General features: G+C 70.4%; 11 protein-coding genes, 1 tRNA gene and 1 rRNA gene. 2 read left to right on the top strand and 11 right to left on the bottom strand.

Going from position 1 to position 19064, the window contains the following annotated elements:
• Nucleotides 1-111: 111 nt before the first annotated feature.
• The 8 genes from AB0I16_RS01840 to AB0I16_RS01805 all read right to left on the bottom strand — a co-directional run bounded on the left by AB0I16_RS01840 (nucleotide 112) and on the right by AB0I16_RS01805 (nucleotide 14020).
• On the bottom strand, nucleotides 112-483 hold the full coding sequence (locus AB0I16_RS01840) for a helix-turn-helix transcriptional regulator (RefSeq protein ID WP_062782970.1): 372 nt from the start codon (nucleotides 481-483) through the stop codon (nucleotides 112-114).
• A gap of 109 nt (nucleotides 484-592) precedes the next feature.
• Entirely contained in the window at nucleotides 593-1204 is a 612-nt protein-coding gene (locus AB0I16_RS01835; RefSeq protein ID WP_363247552.1) for a CinA family protein, read from the bottom strand.
• Nucleotides 1205-1278: 74 nt separating this feature from the next.
• Nucleotides 1279-1986: a CDP-diacylglycerol--glycerol-3-phosphate 3-phosphatidyltransferase gene (gene pgsA / locus AB0I16_RS01830; RefSeq protein WP_363247324.1), complete on the bottom strand. Its 708-nt coding sequence runs from the start codon at nucleotides 1984-1986 to the stop codon at nucleotides 1279-1281.
• Nucleotides 1983-3464, bottom strand: coding sequence for a 30S ribosomal protein S12 methylthiotransferase RimO (gene rimO / locus AB0I16_RS01825; protein ID WP_363247323.1), 1482 nt, complete (start codon nucleotides 3462-3464; stop codon nucleotides 1983-1985). Before rimO ends, pgsA begins: the two co-directional genes overlap by 4 nt.
• 138 nt (nucleotides 3465-3602) lie before the next feature.
• On the bottom strand, nucleotides 3603-4463 hold the full coding sequence (locus AB0I16_RS01820; RefSeq protein ID WP_363247322.1) for a helix-turn-helix domain-containing protein: 861 nt from the start codon (nucleotides 4461-4463) through the stop codon (nucleotides 3603-3605).
• 189 nt (nucleotides 4464-4652) lie between these two features.
• On the bottom strand, nucleotides 4653-7466 hold the full coding sequence (locus tag AB0I16_RS01815) for a DNA translocase FtsK (protein ID WP_363247321.1): 2814 nt from the start codon (nucleotides 7464-7466) through the stop codon (nucleotides 4653-4655).
• Nucleotides 7467-7590: 124 nt separating this feature from the next.
• The gene (locus AB0I16_RS01810) at nucleotides 7591-8271 is read right to left on the bottom strand and encodes a response regulator (RefSeq protein ID WP_363247320.1); all 681 of its coding nucleotides are present in this window, start codon (nucleotides 8269-8271) and stop codon (nucleotides 7591-7593) included.
• A gap of 244 nt (nucleotides 8272-8515) precedes the next feature.
• Nucleotides 8516-14020 (bottom strand): HAMP domain-containing protein, encoded by a 5505-nt coding sequence (locus AB0I16_RS01805; RefSeq protein ID WP_363247319.1) that lies wholly within the window; start codon nucleotides 14018-14020, stop codon nucleotides 8516-8518.
• 272 nt (nucleotides 14021-14292) lie between these two features.
• Between AB0I16_RS01805 and AB0I16_RS01800 the strand changes: the two genes are divergently transcribed.
• Entirely contained in the window at nucleotides 14293-16959 is a 2667-nt protein-coding gene (locus AB0I16_RS01800) for a SpoIIE family protein phosphatase (protein WP_363247318.1), read from the top strand.
• Between the two features lie 100 nt (nucleotides 16960-17059).
• On the opposite strand, the gene AB0I16_RS01795 is transcribed toward AB0I16_RS01800, so the two are convergent.
• Nucleotides 17060-17132 (bottom strand) — tRNA-Thr (locus tag AB0I16_RS01795).
• 117 nt (nucleotides 17133-17249) lie between these two features.
• Between AB0I16_RS01795 and AB0I16_RS01790 the strand changes: the two genes are divergently transcribed.
• Nucleotides 17250-18170, top strand: coding sequence for a PHB depolymerase family esterase (locus tag AB0I16_RS01790; RefSeq protein ID WP_363247317.1), 921 nt, complete (start codon nucleotides 17250-17252; stop codon nucleotides 18168-18170).
• A gap of 19 nt (nucleotides 18171-18189) precedes the next feature.
• Here the strand turns inward: AB0I16_RS01790 and AB0I16_RS01785 are convergent, their stop codons facing one another.
• Nucleotides 18190-18852 (bottom strand): DegT/DnrJ/EryC1/StrS family aminotransferase, encoded by a 663-nt coding sequence (locus AB0I16_RS01785; protein ID WP_363247551.1) that lies wholly within the window; start codon nucleotides 18850-18852, stop codon nucleotides 18190-18192.
• Between the two features lie 117 nt (nucleotides 18853-18969).
• Nucleotides 18970-19064 (bottom strand): 5S ribosomal RNA (rrf, locus tag AB0I16_RS01780); the annotation flags it as partial.

The raw sequence follows: 19064 nt of genomic DNA, 5'->3' as shown, positions 1-19064 counted from the left end.
ACCTTCGCCATCTCACCTTCGCCATCTCGCCTTCGCCATCTCGCCCGAGGGAAAAGAAAAGGTCCCGACCGGGTACCCGGTCGGGACCTGCACACGCACGTGCGCTCGGCGTCATGCCGCGACGACGTCCACCGCCTCGGCGGGCGCTTTGATCGTCACCCGTTCCGGTGGCACACCGGCCACGGAGACGGAATTGAGCATCGGGCGAACCGGCGCGCGCACCGGTTCCGCCGCAGCAGACTCAGCCAGCTCGGCGAGCGACAGCTCGTCGCTCACTTCACGCATGAGCTCGGACATCCGTACGTCAAGCGCGTCGCAGATCGCGGAAAGCAGCTCGGAGGAAGCCTCCTTCTGCCCCCGCTCCACCTCGGAGAGATAGCCGAGCGAGACTCGGGCGGACGAGGAGACTTCGCGCAGAGTACGGCCCTGGCGCTGGCGCTGCCGACGCAGCACGTCACCAAGCAGGCGACGGAGCAGAATCATCGGTGGCTCCCTCCTCGGACCGCGTAGCCGCATCCTTCACGCCCCACCGTACCGCCTTGCGCGGCGGCCGTGCGGGGAGCGATGTCGTGTTCACTCAGGGCTGCAAACATCAATTCCCCCCGTTCTGTTCCGTATCCTGTGCCCGCCCGTTCCCGGCTCGTTCGCCCGAGAGCCGCTGGAGAAGCAGCTTGAGCACGCTCCGTACACTCTCCCTACGGATTTCCGCCCGGTCACCGTTCAACCGCAGGGCGACCACATTCACGTCCGGTCCGCCAAGGGCGTAACCCGGCGCACCCGTGTTTCCGGGTCCGCCTACGGCTTGATCCGGCCGTGCGGCGGCGGATTCCGGTCGCGTTTGCCCGCCGTCCTCGGCGGCTCCCTGGCCGGCGACCGCCACGAAGACGGTCCCGACGGCCTGTCCGTCCTGCGGATCGGGGCCCGCGACGCCGGTCGTGGCGATGCCCCAGTCGGCCCCGAGGACCCCGCGCACGCCCTCGGCCATCTGCCGCGCGACCTCCGGGTCGACGGCTCCGCGCCGGTCGAGCAGCGTGCCGTCGACACCGAGGACGTCCCGCTTCAGCTCCGTGGCGTACGCCGTCACGGACCCCCGGAACACCCGGGAGGCGCCAGGAACCCCGGTCAGCTCGGCCGCGACCAGTCCCCCGGTGAGCGACTCGGCGACGGCCAGTGTCTCGCCGCGCGCGGCGAGGAGCCGTACCAGCTCACCCGCGAGGTCCGCCGCATCCGCGATGCCCGTGGTCGGAGAGGTGCCCGTGGCCCGAGGGGTGCCCGACGTCACTTCGCGGCCTCCCGGCCGGGCTCCGCCGTCGACGCCGCAAGGCGCTCCTGGGCCTTGCCCTGCCTGCGCAGCACGACCGCCTGCTTCACGTAGTCGAGGCCGGTCACGACGGTCAGCGCCACCGCGACGCCCATGACCCAGAACCGCAGGCTCGCGAGCGGACCGGTCAGCGCCAGGACGTACATCCCGACGGCCGTGCCCTGCGCCAGCGTCTTCATCTTGCCGCCGCGGCTGGCCGGGATCACTCCGTAGCGGATCACCCAGAAGCGCAGCAGTGTGATGCCCAGCTCGCGGCCGAGGATCACCCCGGTGACCCACCAGGGCAGGTCGCCGAGCCAGGACAGGCAGATCAGCGCGGCGCCCATGATCGCCTTGTCGGCGATCGGGTCGGCGATCTTCCCGAAGTCCGTGACCAGGTTGTACGTGCGTGCCAGATGTCCGTCGAAGAGATCGGTGATCATGGCGACGGCAAAGGCCGCCCAGGCGAACGACCGCCAGGCCGGGTCGTACCCGCCGTTGCCGAGGAGCAGCATCACGAAGCCGGGCACGAGCAGCAGCCTGACCATGGTCAGGAGGTTGGCCACGTTCCAGAGGCTGGCCTGGTTGACGGCCGCGGCGCCCAGCTTCCCGCCCCGCACCGGCGTGGCGCCCGCGGCGCCCCGGGCGCCGGAGCCGCCTGACGCGGATGCCGGGACTCGGGTCATCTGCCGGCCTCCCCGAGACACTCGGCCACCAAATCCACGCCCTCCGTGCCGACGACCTTCGCCACGACCATACGGCCGACCTCCAGGCCCGCCCCGCCGTCGGCGGCGGCGCCGGTCAGCCGGATCTGGCCGTCCGTCTCCGGGGCCTGGTGCGCGGCGCGGCCGAGCGGCCCCTCCTCCTCGTCGAGGGATTCGACCAGGACCTCCACGGTCTCCCCGAGGCGCTCCTCCGCGCGCTGCGAGGTGAGGTCCTCGGCCAGCCGCGCGATGCGTGCGAGCCGCTCGTCGACGACGTCCTGGGGCAGCTTCTCGGTGTACGTGGCCGCTTCGGTGCCCTCCTCGTCGGAGTACCCGAAGACGCCGATGGCGTCCAGCCGCGCACCGGTGAGGAAACGCTCCAGCTCGGCGAGGTCGCCCTCGCTCTCGCCGGGGAAGCCGACGATGAAGTTGGACCGGACGCCGGCCTGCGGCGCCTTGGCGCGGATCGTCTCCAGGAGCTCCAGGAAGCGGTCGGTGTCCCCGAAGCGCCGCATGGCGCGCAGCACGCCGGGCGCGGAGTGCTGGAAGGAGAGGTCGAAGTAGGGCGCGACCTTCTCCGTGGAGGTGAGCACGTCGATGAGGCCGGGCCGCATCTCGGCGGGCTGGAGGTAGCTGACGCGGACCCGCTCGATGCCGTCGACGGCCGCCAGCTCGGGCAGCAGCGTCTCCAGGAGCCGGATGTCGCCGAGGTCCTTGCCGTACGAGGTGTTGTTCTCGGAGACGAGCATGACCTCCTTGACGCCCTGCTCGGCGAGCCAGCGCGTCTCGCCGAGGACGTCGGAGGGCCGCCGCGAGATGAAGGAACCGCGGAAGGACGGGATGGCGCAGAAGGAGCAGCGCCGGTCGCAGCCGGAGGCCAGCTTCACGGAGGCGACGGGCTGGGCACCGCCGAGCCTGCGGCGCAGGGGCGCGCGCGGCCCCGAGGCGGGCGCGACGCCCTCGGGCAGGTCGCCCGGCGTCGCGGCGTCCGCGTGGCCGGGAAGCGCGACGTCGGCCTTGGCGAGCTGGCGCTCGGCAGGGCTGATCGGCAGGAGCTTGCGCCGGTCACGCGGGGTGTGGGCCTCGACACTGCCGCCGCTCAGGATGGTCTGGAGGCGGTTGGAGATGTCGGAGTAGTCGTCGAAGCCGAGCACGCCGTCGGCCTCGGGCAGCGCGTCGGCGAGCTCCTTGCCGTACCGCTCGGCCATGCAGCCGACGGCGACGACGGCCTGGGTCTTGCCGTGCCCCTTGAGGTCATTGGCTTCGAGCAGGGCGTCTACGGAGTCCTTCTTGGCGGCTTCGACGAAGCCGCAGGTGTTGACGACGGCGACATCCGCGTCCTCGGCGTCCTCGACGAGCTGCCAGCCGTCCGCCTCCAAGCGGCCTGCGAGCTCCTCCGAGTCCACCTCGTTACGGGCGCAGCCAAGAGTGACAAGGGCGACGGTGCGGCGTTCGGGCATGCCTTCAAGACTACTTCGTCCCCGCCTCGGCACCCGCCCCCAGGGTTACCGGGCGGTCGGCCCCCGGTCGGCGCCACTTCACCGGGCCGTCACCGCGCTCCGTACGACATCCCAGGTCACCGCCCGCGAAGGGGCCGGTCAGCCGACCTCGGGGTCGCCCTTCGTGTACGTGAGGCGCTCCACCTGGCCGGGCTCGAATTCGTTGTCGACCTTCTTGCCGTTCACGTACAGCTCGATCGCGCCCGCGTCGCCCAGGATGAGGTCGATCCTCTGCTTGTCCTGGAACGTCTTGGCCTGGCCCTGTTCCAGTACGCCGTCGAAGAGGGTGCGGCCGTTGTGGTCCTTGGCGGAGATCCAGCTCCGGCCGTCCGTGGCGGTTGCCTTGACCGTGACCTTGTCGCGGGGGACGCCGGCGATGGCGCTGTCCGAGGGGTCGGGCTTGGGGTCGGCGGGCTTGTTCGGCTTGGGCTTCTCGGCGGCCTTGCTCGTGGCGGGCGCGGCGCCCTCGGCCATCGACCGCGTGCCGCCGCCCCCGTCGTCGCCGCCGTTGAACGCGGTGAAGCCGACGAAGCCGACCACCGCGACGATCGCGGCGACCATGGCCGCGGTCCAGTTCGGCCTGCGCGGCTCGGAGCGGATGCGCTCGGCCTCGAAGAGGGGCGCCGCCGGCGTGGGCGCGGGCGGGTGGCCGCCGTGCCCGGCGTCGTACCGGGCGATCAGCGGGGCGGGGTCGAGTCCGACGGCGCGCGCGAGCGACTTGATGTGGCCGCGGGCGTACACGTCGCCGCCGCATCGGGAGAAGTCGTCCTGTTCGATCGCTTGCACGATCGGGACGCGCACCCGGGTGGACGCGCTGACCGCGTCGACGGTCAGCCCGGCCTTGACGCGGGCCTGGCGCAGGACGTGGCCGATGGAGGGCTCGTCGGCCCGGCGGTCGGGGCGGTCGAGGCGGTCGTCGTCTGAAGGTCGGGCGTCTTCAGGGGAGTTGCCGATGGACACGGGGGCGCCTTTCGAGCGTGTAGCCACCTGCCGGAGGTTCAGTTTACGGGGGCCGGGAAAGGGTGGGGCAACCGGACGGACGGACTTTGTACGCCATCGGAATGGCCTGACATACCGATGGTGCGACATCCTGCTCTTCTCTCCCTCGACTTGACGTGTGTCGAAGGGAAACGGTTGCCCGCCACACCCTTACGGGTGAGCCTCCCCGCGGATCACTGCGAGCACGCCGTCCAGTTCGTCCGGTTTCACGAGGACGTCACGCGCCTTGGAGCCCTCGCTCGGACCCACGATGCTGCGCGACTCCATGAGGTCCATCAGCCGCCCGGCCTTGGCGAATCCGACGCGCAGCTTGCGCTGGAGCATCGACGTCGACCCGAACTGCGTGGAGACCACCAGCTCGGCGGCCTGGCAGAGCAGGTCGAGGTCGTCGCCGATGTCCTCGTCGATCTCCTTCTTCTGCTTGGTGCCGACGGTGACGTCGTCGCGGAAGACGGGCGCCATCTGGTCCTTGCAGTGCTGCACCACCGCGTGGATCTCGTCCTCGGTGACGAAGGCGCCCTGCATACGGGTGGGCTTGTTCGCCCCCATCGGCAGGAAGAGGCCGTCGCCCTTCCCGATCAGCTTCTCCGCGCCCGGCTGGTCGAGGATGACCCGGCTGTCGGCGAGCGAGGAGGTCGCGAAGGCGAGGCGCGAGGGCACGTTGGCCTTGATCAGACCGGTCACGACGTCGACCGAGGGCCGCTGCGTGGCGAGCACCAGGTGGATGCCGGCCGCGCGCGCGAGCTGGGTGATGCGGACGATGGAGTCCTCGACGTCGCGCGGGGCGACCATCATGAGGTCGGCGAGCTCGTCGACGATCACCAGCAGATACGGGTACGCCTGCAGCTCGCGCTCGCTGCCCTCCGGCGTCTTGAGCTTGCCCTCGCGCACCGCCTGGTTGAAGTCGTCGATGTGGCGGTAGCCGAAGGCCGCGAGGTCGTCGTAGCGCAGGTCCATCTCGCGCACGACCCACTGGAGCGCCTCCGCGGCCTTCTTCGGGTTGGTGATGATGGGCGTGATCAGGTGCGGGATGCCCTCGTACGCGGTGAGCTCGACGCGCTTGGGGTCGACCAGGACCATCCGTACGTCCTCGGGGGTCGCCCGCATCATGATCGAGGTGATGAGGCAGTTGATGCACGAGGACTTGCCGGAGCCGGTGGCGCCGGCGACCAGGATGTGCGGCATCTTCGCCATGTTCGCCATGACGAAGCCGCCCTCGACGTCCTTGCCGAGCGCGACCAGCATGGGGTGGTCGTCCTCGGCCGCGTCGGCGAGGCGCAGGACGTCGCCCACGTTGACCATCTCGCGGTCGGAGTTCGGGATCTCGATGCCGACGGCGGACTTGCCGGGGATGGGCGAGATGATCCGCACGTCGGGGGAGGCGACGGCGTACGCGATGTTCTTGGCGAGCGCCGTGATCTTCTCGACCTTCACGGCGGGGCCGAGCTCGATCTCGTAGCGCGTGACCGTCGGTCCCCGGGTGAAGCCGGTGACGCGCGCGTCGACCTTGAATTCCGTGAAGACGTTCGACAGCGAGGCGACGACGGCGTCGTTGGCGGCGCTGCGGGACTTGCCGGGACCGCCGCGCTCCAGCAGGTCGAGCGAGGGCAGCGCGTACGTGATGTCCCCGGCGAGCTGGAGCTGCTCGGCGCGCGGCGGGAGCTCGCGGGGGGTCTCCGGCGCGGACTTGGTCAGGTCGGGGACGGCGCCCCCGGTCGCCTCCGGCGCGTCCTGCGGCTTCTTCTTCAGCTTGCCGGGCACCGGGGCGTCCGCGTCGCGCGCCGGGGCCTGCGTCGCACGCGCGCTCGGCACGGGCGCCGTGCGCTCCGGTTCGCCGGACCCCGCGTGCTCGTCCCCCCGGTCCTCGCGCTCCCCGGAGACGCCCTGCGTGAGGTCCGCGACCAGCGGCGAGGGCGGCATCCCGTGCAGCACGGCACCGTCCAGCGAGGCGGCCGCGGCGGCGGCCACGTCCACGGCGTCCATCGGCCGGTTCATGTCGGGCTGTACGGGGGCCCTGCGCGGCCTGCGGCGCTTCTTGGTGAGCGCCTCGTCCTCGGCCTGCTCGGGGGCGTACGAGTCGTGCGCCGGGGCGCGGCGCCGTACGGAGCGCGCGGGGAGCGCCTCGCGCCACTGCTCCTCGTAGCGCTCGTCGTCGTCGCCGTACGCATCGAACTCGGGCTCCGGCTGGATCACGCCGAGCCGCACGCCGAGGGCCCGCAGCCGCTGCGGGATGGCGTTGACCGGGGTCGCCGTGACGACGAGCAGGCCGAAGACGGTCAGGAGCACCAGGAGCGGCACCGCGAGGATCTCGCCCATGGTGAAGATCAGGGGCGTGGCGGAGCCCCAGCCGATGAGGCCGCCCGCGTCCCTTATCGCCTGCATGCCGGAGCTGCGGGCCGGCGAGCCGCACGCGATGTGGACCTGGCCGAGGACGCCGATGACCAGGGCGGAGAGGCCGATCACGATGCGGCCGTTGGCCTCGGGCTTCTCCGGGTGGCGGATGAGCCGTACGGCGATGGCGCCGACCAGCAGCGGCACGAGCAGGTCGAGGCGGCCGAAGGCGCCGGTCACCAGGATCTCCACGAGGTCACCGACCGGGCCCCGCAGATTCGACCAGGTGCCCGCGGCGACGATCAGCGCGATGCCGAGCAGCAGCAGCGCGAGGCCGTCCTTGCGGTGGGCGGGGTCGAGCCCCTTCGCGCCGCGCCCTATGCCGCGGAACATCGCCCCGACCGCGTGCGCGATGCCGAGCCAGATGGCGCGCACCATGCGGTACACGCCGTTCGTGGGGCCGGGCGCCGGCTTGGGCGCGGGCTTCTTCGCGACGGCTTTCTTCGCCGGTGCCTTCTTCGCGGGCGCCTTCTTGGCCGGCGGTTTGGCGGCGGGCCTCTTCGCCAAAGCCTTCGTCGGCGCGGCCGCCTTCTTCGCGGGCGTCTTCTTGGCTGCGGGCTGACGTGAGGCCATGGGGGTGAGGTTACCTTTGTCGACCTCTGCGGACACGTGTGCCCACTGCTTCACCCGTCCGTGTCGCCCTGCGATGGCGCGGAACTGACGGGAGCTCACCGCGCCCGAGGGGCGACGTGCCGCCTCAGTTCTGCGAGGGGACCGAGGGGGCGCCGCTGCCGGTGCCCGGCTCCAGGGCGTCGAGGGCGCGGCGCAGGCCGGTCAGTTTGCGTTCGAGATGGGCCGCGGTGGCCACCGCCGCCGCGTCGGCCGAATCGTCGTCGAGCTGCTTGGAGAGCGCCTCGGCCTGCTCCTCGACGGCCGCGAGCCGCGCCGACAGCTCGGCGAGCAGCCCGGCCGGCTCCTTCGCGTCGCCCGCGGGCTTGCCGCCGCCTTCGAGCTGGAGGCGCAGCAGCGCCGCCTGCTCGCGCAGTTGACAGTTCTTCATGTACAGCTCGACGAAGACCGAGACCTTCGCGCGCAGCACCCACGGGTCGAACGGCTTGGAGATGTAGTCCACCGCACCCGCCGCGTACCCGCGGAAGGTGTGGTGCGGTCCGTGGTTGATGGCGGTGAGGAAGATGATCGGGATGTCCCGGGTCCGCTCCCGCCGCTTGATGTGCGCCGCGGTTTCGAAACCGTCCATTCCTGGCATCTGCACGTCCAGCAGGATGACGGCGAAGTCATCCGTCAGCAGTGCTTTGAGCGCTTCCTCCCCGGACGATGCCCGCACCAGTGTCTGATCGAGCGCAGAGAGGATGGCCTCCAGCGCCAGCAGATTCTCCGGCCGGTCATCGACCAGGAGGATCTTGGCCTTCTGCACCATGGCCCGCCCTCCTCGCCCCGGCGAAACACCGGGTGCCGCCCCAGAGGACGACTCCCTTGCGTCGCCCGTCCTTGTGCCGGTCATCGTAGCCGCACCCCGCCTGTCGCCACACCCTGTCACCGCGATGTCACTGTGTACGTAGCAGAAACGCGGTGGGAGACCAGAAGGTTCCCCGAATACCGCCGTTCTACACGACCTCGGCCACACTCTGTCAGCAACTCCGTGTGACGAAGCCGGTTCTCGGTCATTGCCCGTGCATCCACTGTTCCATCACCGACAACAGGTGATCGGGATCGACCGGCTTCGTGACGTAGTCGGACGCGCCGGAGTCGATCGCCTTCTCCCGGTCGCCCTTCATCGCCTTCGCGGTGAGCGCGATGATCGGGAGCCCGGCGAACTGCGGCATCCTGCGGATCGCCGTCGTCGTCGCGTACCCGTCCATCTCCGGCATCATGATGTCCATCAGGACGACCGTGACGTCGTCGTGCTGTTCGAGCACCTCGATGCCCTCGCGGCCGTTCTCCGCGTACAGCACCGACAGGCCGTGCTGCTCCAGGACGCTGGTGAGCGCGAAGACGTTGCGGATGTCGTCGTCGACGATCAGCACCTTCTCGCCGCCGAAGTGGAAACCGGGCCGTCCCGCGGCCGTCTCCTGGGCCACCGCGGGCCACGGCTCCTGCGACCGCTGCTCCGGCGCGGCGCCCCCGGTCCGGCCCGGCACCGCCGGCTGCTGCTCCACGGCCGGCGCGGGCCGCCTGCGCCGCCGGAAGAGCGAAGCGGGCGGTGCGGGCGCCTCGCGCCGCGGCCCGACCCCCTCGGCCTGGGCGGTCGCCTCGGCCCCGGCGCCCTCCTCCAGGGCGGGGAGCTCCGACGTGGTGGGCGCGGGAGCCAGCTGGGCGTAGCCCTGCGGAGGCAGTTCGCTGGGGTGCAGGGGCAAATACAGCGTGAAGGTCGAGCCGCGGCCCGGTTCGCTCTGTGCGTAGATCTCACCGCCGAGCAGCCGCGCGATCTCCCGGCTGATGGAGAGGCCGAGCCCCGTGCCGCCGTACTTCCGGCTCGTCGTGCCGTCGGCCTGCTTGAACGCCTCGAAGATCACGCGCATCTTGCTGGCCGCGATGCCGATGCCGGTGTCCGTCACCGAGAAGGCGATCAGGTCGGCCCCCGCGTCCCGCAGCGAGCCCGCCTCCAGGAGCTGCTCCCTGATCGCGTCGGGCACGTCGCGGTTGGCGTGCCTGATGACCAGTTCGACGCCTCCGGAGTCGGTGAACTTCACCGCGTTGGACAGGAGGTTGCGCAGCACCTGGAGCAGCCGCTGCTCGTCGGTGTGCAGGGTCGCCGACAGCTCCGGGGACACCCGTACGGAGAAGTCGAGCCCCTTCTCCGCGGTCAGCGGCCGGAAAGTGGCCTCTACGTAGTCGACGAGCTGGACCAGGGCGATGCGCGTCGGGGAGACGTCCATCTTGCCCGCCTCGACCTTCGACAGGTCGAGGATGTCGTTGATGAGCTGCAGCAGGTCCGAACCCGCCCCATGGATGGTCTCGGCGAACTCCACCTGCTTGGGGGTCAGGTTCGAGTCCGCGTTGTCGGCGAGCAACTTGGCGAGGATCAGCAGGGAGTTGAGCGGCGTGCGCAGCTCGTGCGACATGTTCGCGAGGAACTCGGACTTGTAGCGCATCGAGACCGCGAGCTGCTCGGCGCGCTCCTCCAGGACCTGCCGCGCCTCTTCGATCTCGGTGTTCTTGACCTCGATGTCGCGGTTCTGCCGGGCGAGGAGTTCGGCCTTCTCCTCCAGTTCCGCGTTGGAGTCCTGGAGCGCCTTCTGCCGGCTCTCCAACTCCGCCGACCTCTCGCGCAGTTGTTCCGTCAGCTCCTGCGACTGCTTGAGCAGCACCTCGGTCTTGGTGTTGACGCTGATGGTGTTGACGCTCGTCGCGATCATCTCGGCGATCTGGCTGAGGAAGTCCTTCTGGATCTGCGTGAAGGGCTGGAACGCGGCCAGCTCGATCACACCGAGAACCGTTCCTTCGAAGAGCACGGGCAACACGATGACCTGGGCGGGCGGCGCCTCGCCGAGGCCGGAGGCGATCCGCAGGTACCCTGAGGGCGCGTTCTCCACGAGGATCGTGCGCCGTTCCTTCGCGGCCGTGCCGATCAGGGTCTCGCCGGGCCGGAACGACGTCGGCATGGACCCCATGGAGTAGCCGTAGCTGCCCAGCATGCGCAGCTCGTACGCGTCCTCCTGGTCGGCCCCGAGGTCCTTGGCGTCGTCCGTGGGCATCGCCAGGAAGAACGCGCCGTGCTGCGCGGAGACCACGGGCGTCAGCTCGCTCATGATCAGCGAGGCGACGTCCTCCAGGTCGCGGCGGCCCTGCATCAGACCGGAGATCCGCGCCAGGTTGCCCTTGAGCCAGTCCTGCTCCTTGTTGGCGAGAGTGGTGTCGCGCAGGTTCGCGATCATGGTGTTGATGTTGTCCTGGAGGACCTGGATCTCGCCCGCCGCGTCGACCTCGATCTTCAGGTTGAGGTCGCCGCGGGTCACCGCGGTGGCAACCTTGGCGATGGCCCGCACCTGACGCGTGAGGTTCCCGGCCATCTCGTTCACCGACTCGGTGAGGTCGCGCCATGTGCCGTCGACGTCACGCACGCGTGCCTGCCCGCCGAGCTGGCCCTCGGTGCCCACCTCGCGGGCGACCCTGGTGACCTGCTCGGCGAAGGACGAGAGCTGGTCGACCATCGTGTTGATGGTGGTCTTGAGCTCCAGGATCTCGCCGCGGGCGTCGATGTCGATCTTCTTGGTCAGATCACCCTTGGCGATCGCGGTGGTGACCATCGCGATGTTGCGGACCTGTCCGGTGAGGTTGGAGGCCATGCCGTTGACGGACTCCGTCAGGTCCTTCCACGTACCCGAGACACCCGGGACGCGCGCCTGGCCGCCGAGGATGCCGTCCGTGCCCACCTCGCGGGCCACGCGCGTGACCTCGTCCGCGAACGAGCTCAGGGTCGTCACCATGGTGTTGACGGTGTCGGCGAGCTGCGCGACCTCGCCGCGCGCCTCGACGGTGACCTTCTTGGTGAGGTCGCCGTTGGCGACCGCCGCCGAGACCTGGGAGATGTTGCGCACCTGGCCGGTCAGGTTGTTCGCCATCAGGTTGACGTTGTCACTGAGGTCCTTCCAGGTGCCCGTCACGCCCGGCACCCTGGCCTGACCGCCCAGGATGCCTTCGGTGCCCACCTCGCGGGCCACGCGGTTCACCTGCTCGGCGAAGTTCGAGAGCTGGTCGACCATCGTGTTCACGGTCGTCACGAGTTCGAGGATCTCGCCCTTGGCGTCGACCGTGATCTTCTTGGAGAGGTCGCCCATGGCGACGGCCGTCGTGACCTCGGCGATGTTCCGCACCTGGAGGGTGAGGTTGTTCGCCATGCCGTTGACGGACTGCGTGAGGTCCTTCCAGGTGCCCGAGACGCCCTGCACCTCGGCCTGGCCGCCGAGGATGCCGTCCGTGCCCACCTCGCGGGAGACCCGCGTGACCTGCTCGGCGAAGGCGGACAGCTGGTCCACCATCGTGTTCAGGGTGTTCTTCAGCTCCAGGATCTCGCCGCGGGCGTCCACGTCGATCTTCTGGGACAGGTCGCCGCGCGCCACCGCCGTCGCGACCTGCGCGATGTTGCGGACCTGGGCGGTGAGGTTGCCCGCCATGCCGTTCACGGAGTCCGTCAGGTCGCGCCAGACGCCCGCCACGCCCGGCACCTGCGCCTGACCGCCGAGGCGGCCCTCCGTGCCCACCTCGCGGGCCACCCGCGTCACCTGGTCGGCGAAGGCGGACAGCTGGTCGACCATCGTGTTGATGGTGTTCTTCAGCTCCAGGATCTCGCCCCGGGCGTCGACCTCGATCTTCTGGGACAGGTCGCCGCGCGCCACCGCCGTGGTCACCTGGGCGATCTGCCGCACCTGGGACGTCAGGTTCCCCGCCATGAAGTTGACGGAGTCGGTGAGGTCCTTCCAGGTGCCGCTGACGCCGTCCACGCGCGCCTGGCCGCCGAGCCGGCCCTCGGTGCCCACGTCCCGCGCCATCCGCGTGACCTGGTCGGCGAAGGACGAGAGCTGGTCCACCATCGTGTTCACGGTGTTCTTCAGCTGGAGCATCTCGCCGGAGACGTCGACGGTGACCTTCTGCGACAGGTCGCCGTTGGCCACCGCGGTCGTCACCTGCGCGATGTTGCGGACCTGGCCCGTGAGGTTCCGGAAGGCGGTGTTCACCGAGTCGGTGAGGTCCTTCCACGTACCGGCCGCGCCCTGCACCTGCGCCTGGCCGCCGAGCTCGCCCTCGACGCCGATCTCCCGCGCGACGCGCGTCACTTCGGAGCCGAAGGCGGACAGCTGGTCCACCATCGTGTTCACGGTGTTCTTCAGTTCGAGCATCTCGCCAGCGACGTCGACGGTGACCTTCTGCGACAGGTCGCCGTTCGCCACCGCCGTCGTCACCTGCGCGATGTCACGGACCTGCGTGGTGAGGTTGCGGAAGACCGTGTTGACGGAGTCGGTGAGGTCCTTCCAGGTGCCCGCCGCGCCCGGCACGTTCGCCTGGCCGCCGAGCTGCCCCTCCGCGCCGACCTCGTTGGCCACGCGCGTGACCTCGTCCGCGAAGGTCCGCAGCGTCTCGGTCATCTGATTGATCGTCTCGGCGAGCTGGGCGACCTCTCCACGCGCGGAGACCGTCACCTTCTGCGACAGGTCGCCGTTCGCGACCGCCGTCGTGACCTGCGCGATACCGCGCACCTGGGCGGTGAGATTGCCGGCCATGAGGTTCACCGAATCGGTGAGGTCCTTCCACACGCCCGCCACACCCGGCACCTGCGCCTGGCCGCCGAGCTCGCCCTCCGTGCCCACCTCGCGGGCCACGCGCGTCACCTCGGACGAGAAGGAGGAGAGCTGGTCCACCATCGTGTTGACGGTGTTCTTCAGTTCGAGCATCTCGCCCGCGACGTGGACCGTGACCTTCCGCGACAGGTCGCCCTTCGCCACGGCCGTCGTCACGAGCGCGATGTCGCGCACCTGTGCGGTGAGGCGGTACGCCATCGTGTTGACGGAGTCCGTGAGGTCCTTCCACGAACCGGACATGCCACGCACCCTGGCCTGCCCGCCGAGCTTGCCCTCCGTACCGACCTCACTGGCCACGCGCGTGACCTCGTCGGTGAAGGTGGAGAGCTGGTCGACGAGGTTGTTCACCGTACGCCCGACCTTCAGGAACTCACCCCGCAGCGGATGCCCGTTCCCGTCGTTGCCCTGCGCCCGCAGCTCCATGCGCTGCTCCAGGTCGCCGTCCGCCACCGCGGACAGGACGCGGCCGACCTCGGAGACAGGGCGTACGAGATCGTCGACCAGGGCGTTCGACGCGTCGATGGCGGTCGCCCACGAGCCCTCGCTCGCTCCGCTCTCCAGCCGTTCCGTGAGTTTTCCCTCACGCCCGACCATGCGCCGCACCCGCGAGATCTCCCCCGTCAGGTGCAGATTCCGGTCGGCCACCTCGTTGAAGACCGCGGCGATCTCCGACATGACGTCGTCGCCCGAGACCGTGAGCCGCTTGCGGAAGTTGCCGTCCCGCATCGCCACCAGAGCCGCGAGCAGCCTGTTCAGGGCCGCCGCGTCCACGGAAGCCTGTGCCCCCTTGCGCGGTTTGCGCTGTTTGTTCAGGGACTGTCCGTCTTTCGCGCGCGTGTCAGTGCCCCGCGTCGCTGCGCCAGACTCCACTGTGTCCCTCCCGCAAGGGTCGACCTACTGCTTGAGCTGCTCGGGCTGCCTTCATGAAGCCTGCCCAGTGTTTCACCATGGCCGAACCAGGCCATAACAGTTCGGCAGCTTCGCACACCGTCCGCACACCCTCCGGGCGGAAACACTGACGACCGGCATCAGCATGGACGGCGAAGGTAAGTAACCTTGCATCCGGCTGTCCAACCACCCCGGTCCTGCCCGGCCTGGGCGGTGGTACACGAACAAGCGGGCATCGGAGGGGCGGCCGCACCATGAGTTCGGGAGAACTGGGCGTCGATACTCGTACGAGGAGTGCTGTGATCACCGCGCGTGCGGCTGCGACTTTCGACCCCGTCGGGCGTTCCGTCGCGACGGCGCGCTCCTTCGTCCGCGACACCCTGCAAGGCTGGGGCTTCACCGACATCGTCGACGACGCCGTCGTCCTCACCAGCGAACTGGTCACCAACGCCGTCGTCCACGCGGGCACCGCGGCCGACGTCCTGTGCCTGCGCACCGAGGACGCCGCGCGCATCGAGGTCTCCGACCGCTACCCGGAGCGCGAGATCCCGCTCCAGCAGTCCTCGCTGAGCATGGGCAGCCCCGACCGCGAGGGCGGCCGCGGCCTCCAGCTCTGCGCCGCGCTCGCCACCCGCTGGGGCGTCGAGTACACCCCCACGCACAAGCAGGTCTGGTTCCAACTCGACCTCCCCCACCGCCGCGTGGGCACCCGCACCGCGGGCCCCGCCCTCCCCGCCGACCTCCTCCCCGTCGCCGACGGCAGGGTCCGCGTCGCCGTCATCCAGATCGACAGCGCCGGCGCGGTCTCCGCCTGGAACGAGGACGCCGAGGAGCTCTTCGGATACGCCGCCGCCAAGATCCTCGGCAAACCCCTGAACGACCTCGCGGCCTGGCCCCACACCCCCGGCACCAGCACCGGCATCGCCGAGGCCCTCCAGCTCTCACGCTGGGAAGGCAGCTACGGCATCCGCGGCTCCCACGGCCGCGTGATCCCCGTCTACGCCTCCCACCTGCGGGTCCGCGACACCGACGGCGAACCGTCCACGGTCTGCCTCCTCGTCAGGGACGACGAGCGCGCCGTACTGCAGACGCCGCTGCGCGGCGCGGCCCCCGAACAGGCCACCCTCAACGAGCCGAACGCCACGGACCCCTTCGAGGTCTTCATCGGCTCACCCGCCCCCGACGACCTCGACGGCCTGCTCCAGCGCACCGTCGAGCGAGCCCGCGACATGCTCGACGGCGACGCCGCCTTCCTCCTCCTCGCCACCGACGACGAGACGGAGCTGGAGGTCCGTGCCTCCACGGGCCTGCCGTCCGCGACGCAGCGCTTCGCCCGCGTCCCCGTCGAAGCGGGCCCGGGACGGTACGGCTCGGCCCGCATGCCGGCCGTCCACGAGGACCTCACCGTCGTCCCCGGAGCCGTCCCGCTCCTCAGCGGCACGGGCATGCGCTCCGTCGTCACCGTCCCCCTCAAGGTCGAGGGCCGCCTCACCGGCTCCCTCGGCGTCGCCGCCGAGTCCCCCGACCGGTACTCGAACGAGGAGGCGCTGCGCCTCCAGTTCGCCGCCGACCGCATCGCCCTGGCCGTGGAGTCCGCGCGCCTCGGTGAACTGGAGCGGCTCCGCCGCGGCTCGCTCTCCTTCCTCGTCGAGGCGTCCGACCTCCTCGCGGGCACCCTGGACCGCGACCAGACCCTGGCCCTCATGGCCCAGATGACGGTCCCGACGCTCGCCACCTGGTGCGCCGTCTACACCATCGCCGACCAGTCGGCCGAGCCCTACCTGTCGTACGTCCTGCACGAGGACGAGGAGCGCATCGACGGCCTCAAGGCCCTCCTGTCCAAGATCGCCCCGCCCGACCCGGTCCCCACGCCCGGCGCCCGCGTCTGGGCGGCCCCCTCCGAGGCCGCGCACCAGGCGGCGCTCCGCACCTCCATGCGCAGCCTGGGCCTCGGCGAACCCATGAGCGTGGGCTCGGGCATCGGCACCACCCTCTCCACGGCGTCCGCGGTGGGCGGCGAGACGGTCGTCCTGCCGCTGGTGGCCCGCAACCGCGTCATCGGCATGCTCACGCTCGGTAAGCCCTCGGACGAGCACTTCCGCCAGGAGATCCTGGAATTGGCCGAAGATCTCTCCCGCCGGGCCGCCCTCGCCCTCGACAACGCCCGGCTGTACTCCGAGCGCACCGCCATCAGCCAGTCCCTCCAGCGCAGCCTGCTGCCGCCGGGACTCCCGCAGGTGCCCGGCGTCGAGGTCGACGTCATCTACCGCGCGGCCGGCGAGGGCAACGAAGTCGGCGGCGACTTCTACGACCTCTTCCCCATCCGCGACGGGGCCTACGGCTTCGCGATCGGCGACGTCTGCGGCACGGGCCCGGAGGCCGCCGCCGTCACGGGCCTGGCCCGGCACGCGCTGCGCCTGCTCGCCCGCGAGGGCTTCGGCGGCCCCGCCGTCCTCGAACGCCTGAACGCGGCGATCCTGGACGAGGGCGCCCGCAGCCGCTTCCTGACCCTCCTGTACGGCGAGTTGTGGCCGCAGGAGGACGGCTCCGCGGTCCTGAAGATCGTCTGCGCGGGCCACCCGCTCCCGCTCCGCCTGCGCCAGGACGGCACGGTCGAGCCGTACGCGGAACCGCAGCCGCTGCTCGGCGTCATGGAGGACCTCGAACTGTACGAGCAGACGATGACGCTCGACCCCGGCGACGTCCTGCTCTGCGTCACCGACGGTGTCACCGAGCGCCGCGAGGGCACCCGCATGCTCGGCGACGACGGCCTCGCGGACGTCCTCACGACCTGCACGGGCCTCACGGCCGGCGCGGTGGCGGCCCGCATCATGCGCGCGGTGGAGCGCTTCGCCTCCGACGCCCCGTCCGACGACATGGCGATCCTCGCGATGCGCGTCCCCGGCCTCCAGAAGGACTGACCGCCGCACCGGGGCACCGCCGGGTGCCCCGGCCCCGGCCGCGCCACCCCTGAACGCACTGAAGGCCCCCGTCCGACAGGACGGGGGCCTTCACCAGATGAGCCCCCAAGCGGAATCGAACCGCTGACCTTCTCCTTACCATGGAGACGCTCTACCGACTGAGCTATAGGGGCCTGCTGCGCTCCGGGGGTTTTCCCCGCGGCAACGGAATAGATCATACCTGAATTCCACGCCCGTTCGAACCGCCCATTCCTCTGGACCGCCCCCTGCTTCGCTGCCACCCTGCGCCCATGCCGTCCCTACGCCACACGCGCCGCGCGCCCCTTCTCGCCACGGCAGCGGTCCTGCTTCTGCCCCTGGCGGCCTGCGGCTCGTCGAAGGAGACCACGGACAACGGACCGAGGCCCACGAAGAAACCGACGGCCACCGTCACACCCCGCCCCGGCGACCAGAAGGTCACGCTCCTCTGGAAAGGCGAGAAACGCGTCTACCGGGTCCACACCCCGCCCGGCTACACCCGCGCCGGCGAACTCCCCCTCGTGATCGCCCTGCATCCCTATCCCGCCGACGGCGAAGCCATGGCGGAGATCAGCGGCCTGAACGCCAAGGCCGACGAGGAGAACTTCCTCGTCGCCTACCCCGACGGCCTCAACGGCGGCTTCAACGCCTTGATCTGCTGCGGCACCGAGGACGACGTCGGCTTCATCCGTACGATCACCAAGACGCTGACCCGTAGCTGGAAGGCCGACCCCGAGCGCGTCTACGCCACGGGCATCTCCAACGGCGGCGACATGGCGTACAGGCTGGCGGTGGAACTCCCCGGCACCTTCGCGGCCATCGCCCCGGTGAGCGGCGGCTATCTGGGCACGGACGCGGAGAAGAAGACCTACGTGCCGAGGACACCGGTATCGGTGATGACCTTCATCGGCGGCCTGGACGAGCACTACGCCGCAATGGACGCGGGCATCAACACCTGGCAGAGGCGCCTGTCCTGCGAGCCGGACGACCGGCGGCAGCTCAAGAACGGCATCAAGAGGACTGCGGCCACATGCCGGGACGGCTCTGAAGTGGTCGTCCACCGGCTGCCGAGGATGGGCCACTCGTGGCCGGACGGGGCGGGCGGCAGCATGTCCGACCCGGAGGCCGGCATCAACGCCACTGACATGATGTGGCGGTTCTTCGAGAAGCACACCCTTGACCCATCGTCATAGGGGTGCGGGTCCGGGCGTCTCAGAAGGCGGGCTGCAGGAGGCCGCCGAGGGCGTTGCACGCGGAGACGACACGCTGCAGGTCCCTGCGCGACATCGAGGCGTCGACCGGCAGTGCCAGTGTCTCGTCCGCGGCCCGCTCGGTCTGCGGCAGGCGCACGTCCCGCCGGAACCGCGGCAGCCGGTGCACCGGAGTCTTCACCGGCACCCAGCAGTTGACGCCGCGGGCACGCACGGCACGCGCGAAGGCGTCACGGTCGGGCCGTCCGTTCCCCGGCACCCGCACGACGTACTGCTGATAGGTGTGGTCCGCGCCGCCCTCGGGCGTCATGACCCCGCTGAGCCGTCCGCTGAGGTACGCGGCATGCGCGCGCCGCCGGGCGAGCCCGTCGTTCGCGGCCTCCGACTCGTTCCGCTCCAGCACCAGCAGCCCGTGCCGTTCTCCTACGTCACGCAGTCGTCGTACGTCGGCCTGGTTCCCGAAGCGGTGCTCGACGATGACGGCGGCCGTACGCGGGCCGACGGCCTCGGCAACGGCGCCCGGAGCGATGCAGTATGACGCCGGATCTATGTCGGCGAAGACCGGCACCGCTCCCGCGAGGACCACGTCTTCGGCGGTCTCGGCGTCGCCGTACGCGGACACGACCACCTCGTCACCGGCACCGATGCCGGCGGCGCGCAACATCCCCACAGTCCTCATGCCTCCGAATGTTGGCTGCGCAACGTGAACGGCAAGTGACGCAAAACAAAAAAGAGCTGGTCCCTGAACCGAAGTTCAGGGACCAGCTCTTCATCAAAAGGAGTTCGGCGGCGTCCTACTCTCCCACAGGGTCCCCCCTGCAGTACCATCGGCGCTATGAGGCTTAGCTTCCGGGTTCGGAATGTAACCGGGCGTTT

It is taken from the genome of Streptomyces sp. NPDC050703 (assembly GCF_040654435.1).
Taxonomy (GTDB): Bacteria; Actinomycetota; Actinomycetes; order Streptomycetales; family Streptomycetaceae; genus Streptomyces.
This window is presented reverse-complemented; position numbering and strand designations above follow the sequence as displayed.

Bases quoted from the DNA above. Each gene is read 5' to 3' on its own strand.
- AB0I16_RS01800 (WP_363247318.1), top strand. From the start codon at position 14,293: ATGAGTTCGGGAGAACTGGGCGTCGATACTCGTACGAGGAGTGCTGTG.
- rimO (WP_363247323.1), bottom strand. From the start codon at position 3,464: ATGCCCGAACGCCGCACCGTCGCCCTTGTCACTCTTGGCTGCGCCCGT.
- AB0I16_RS01815 (WP_363247321.1), bottom strand. From the start codon at position 7,466: ATGGCCTCACGTCAGCCCGCAGCCAAGAAGACGCCCGCGAAGAAGGCG.
- pgsA (WP_363247324.1), bottom strand. From the start codon at position 1,986: ATGACCCGAGTCCCGGCATCCGCGTCAGGCGGCTCCGGCGCCCGGGGC.
- AB0I16_RS01785 (WP_363247551.1), bottom strand. From the start codon at position 18,852: ATGTTGCGCGCCGCCGGCATCGGTGCCGGTGACGAGGTGGTCGTGTCC.
- AB0I16_RS01810 (WP_363247320.1), bottom strand. From the start codon at position 8,271: ATGGTGCAGAAGGCCAAGATCCTCCTGGTCGATGACCGGCCGGAGAAT.
- AB0I16_RS01840 (WP_062782970.1), bottom strand. From the start codon at position 483: ATGATTCTGCTCCGTCGCCTGCTTGGTGACGTGCTGCGTCGGCAGCGC.
- AB0I16_RS01790 (WP_363247317.1), top strand. From the start codon at position 17,250: ATGCCGTCCCTACGCCACACGCGCCGCGCGCCCCTTCTCGCCACGGCA.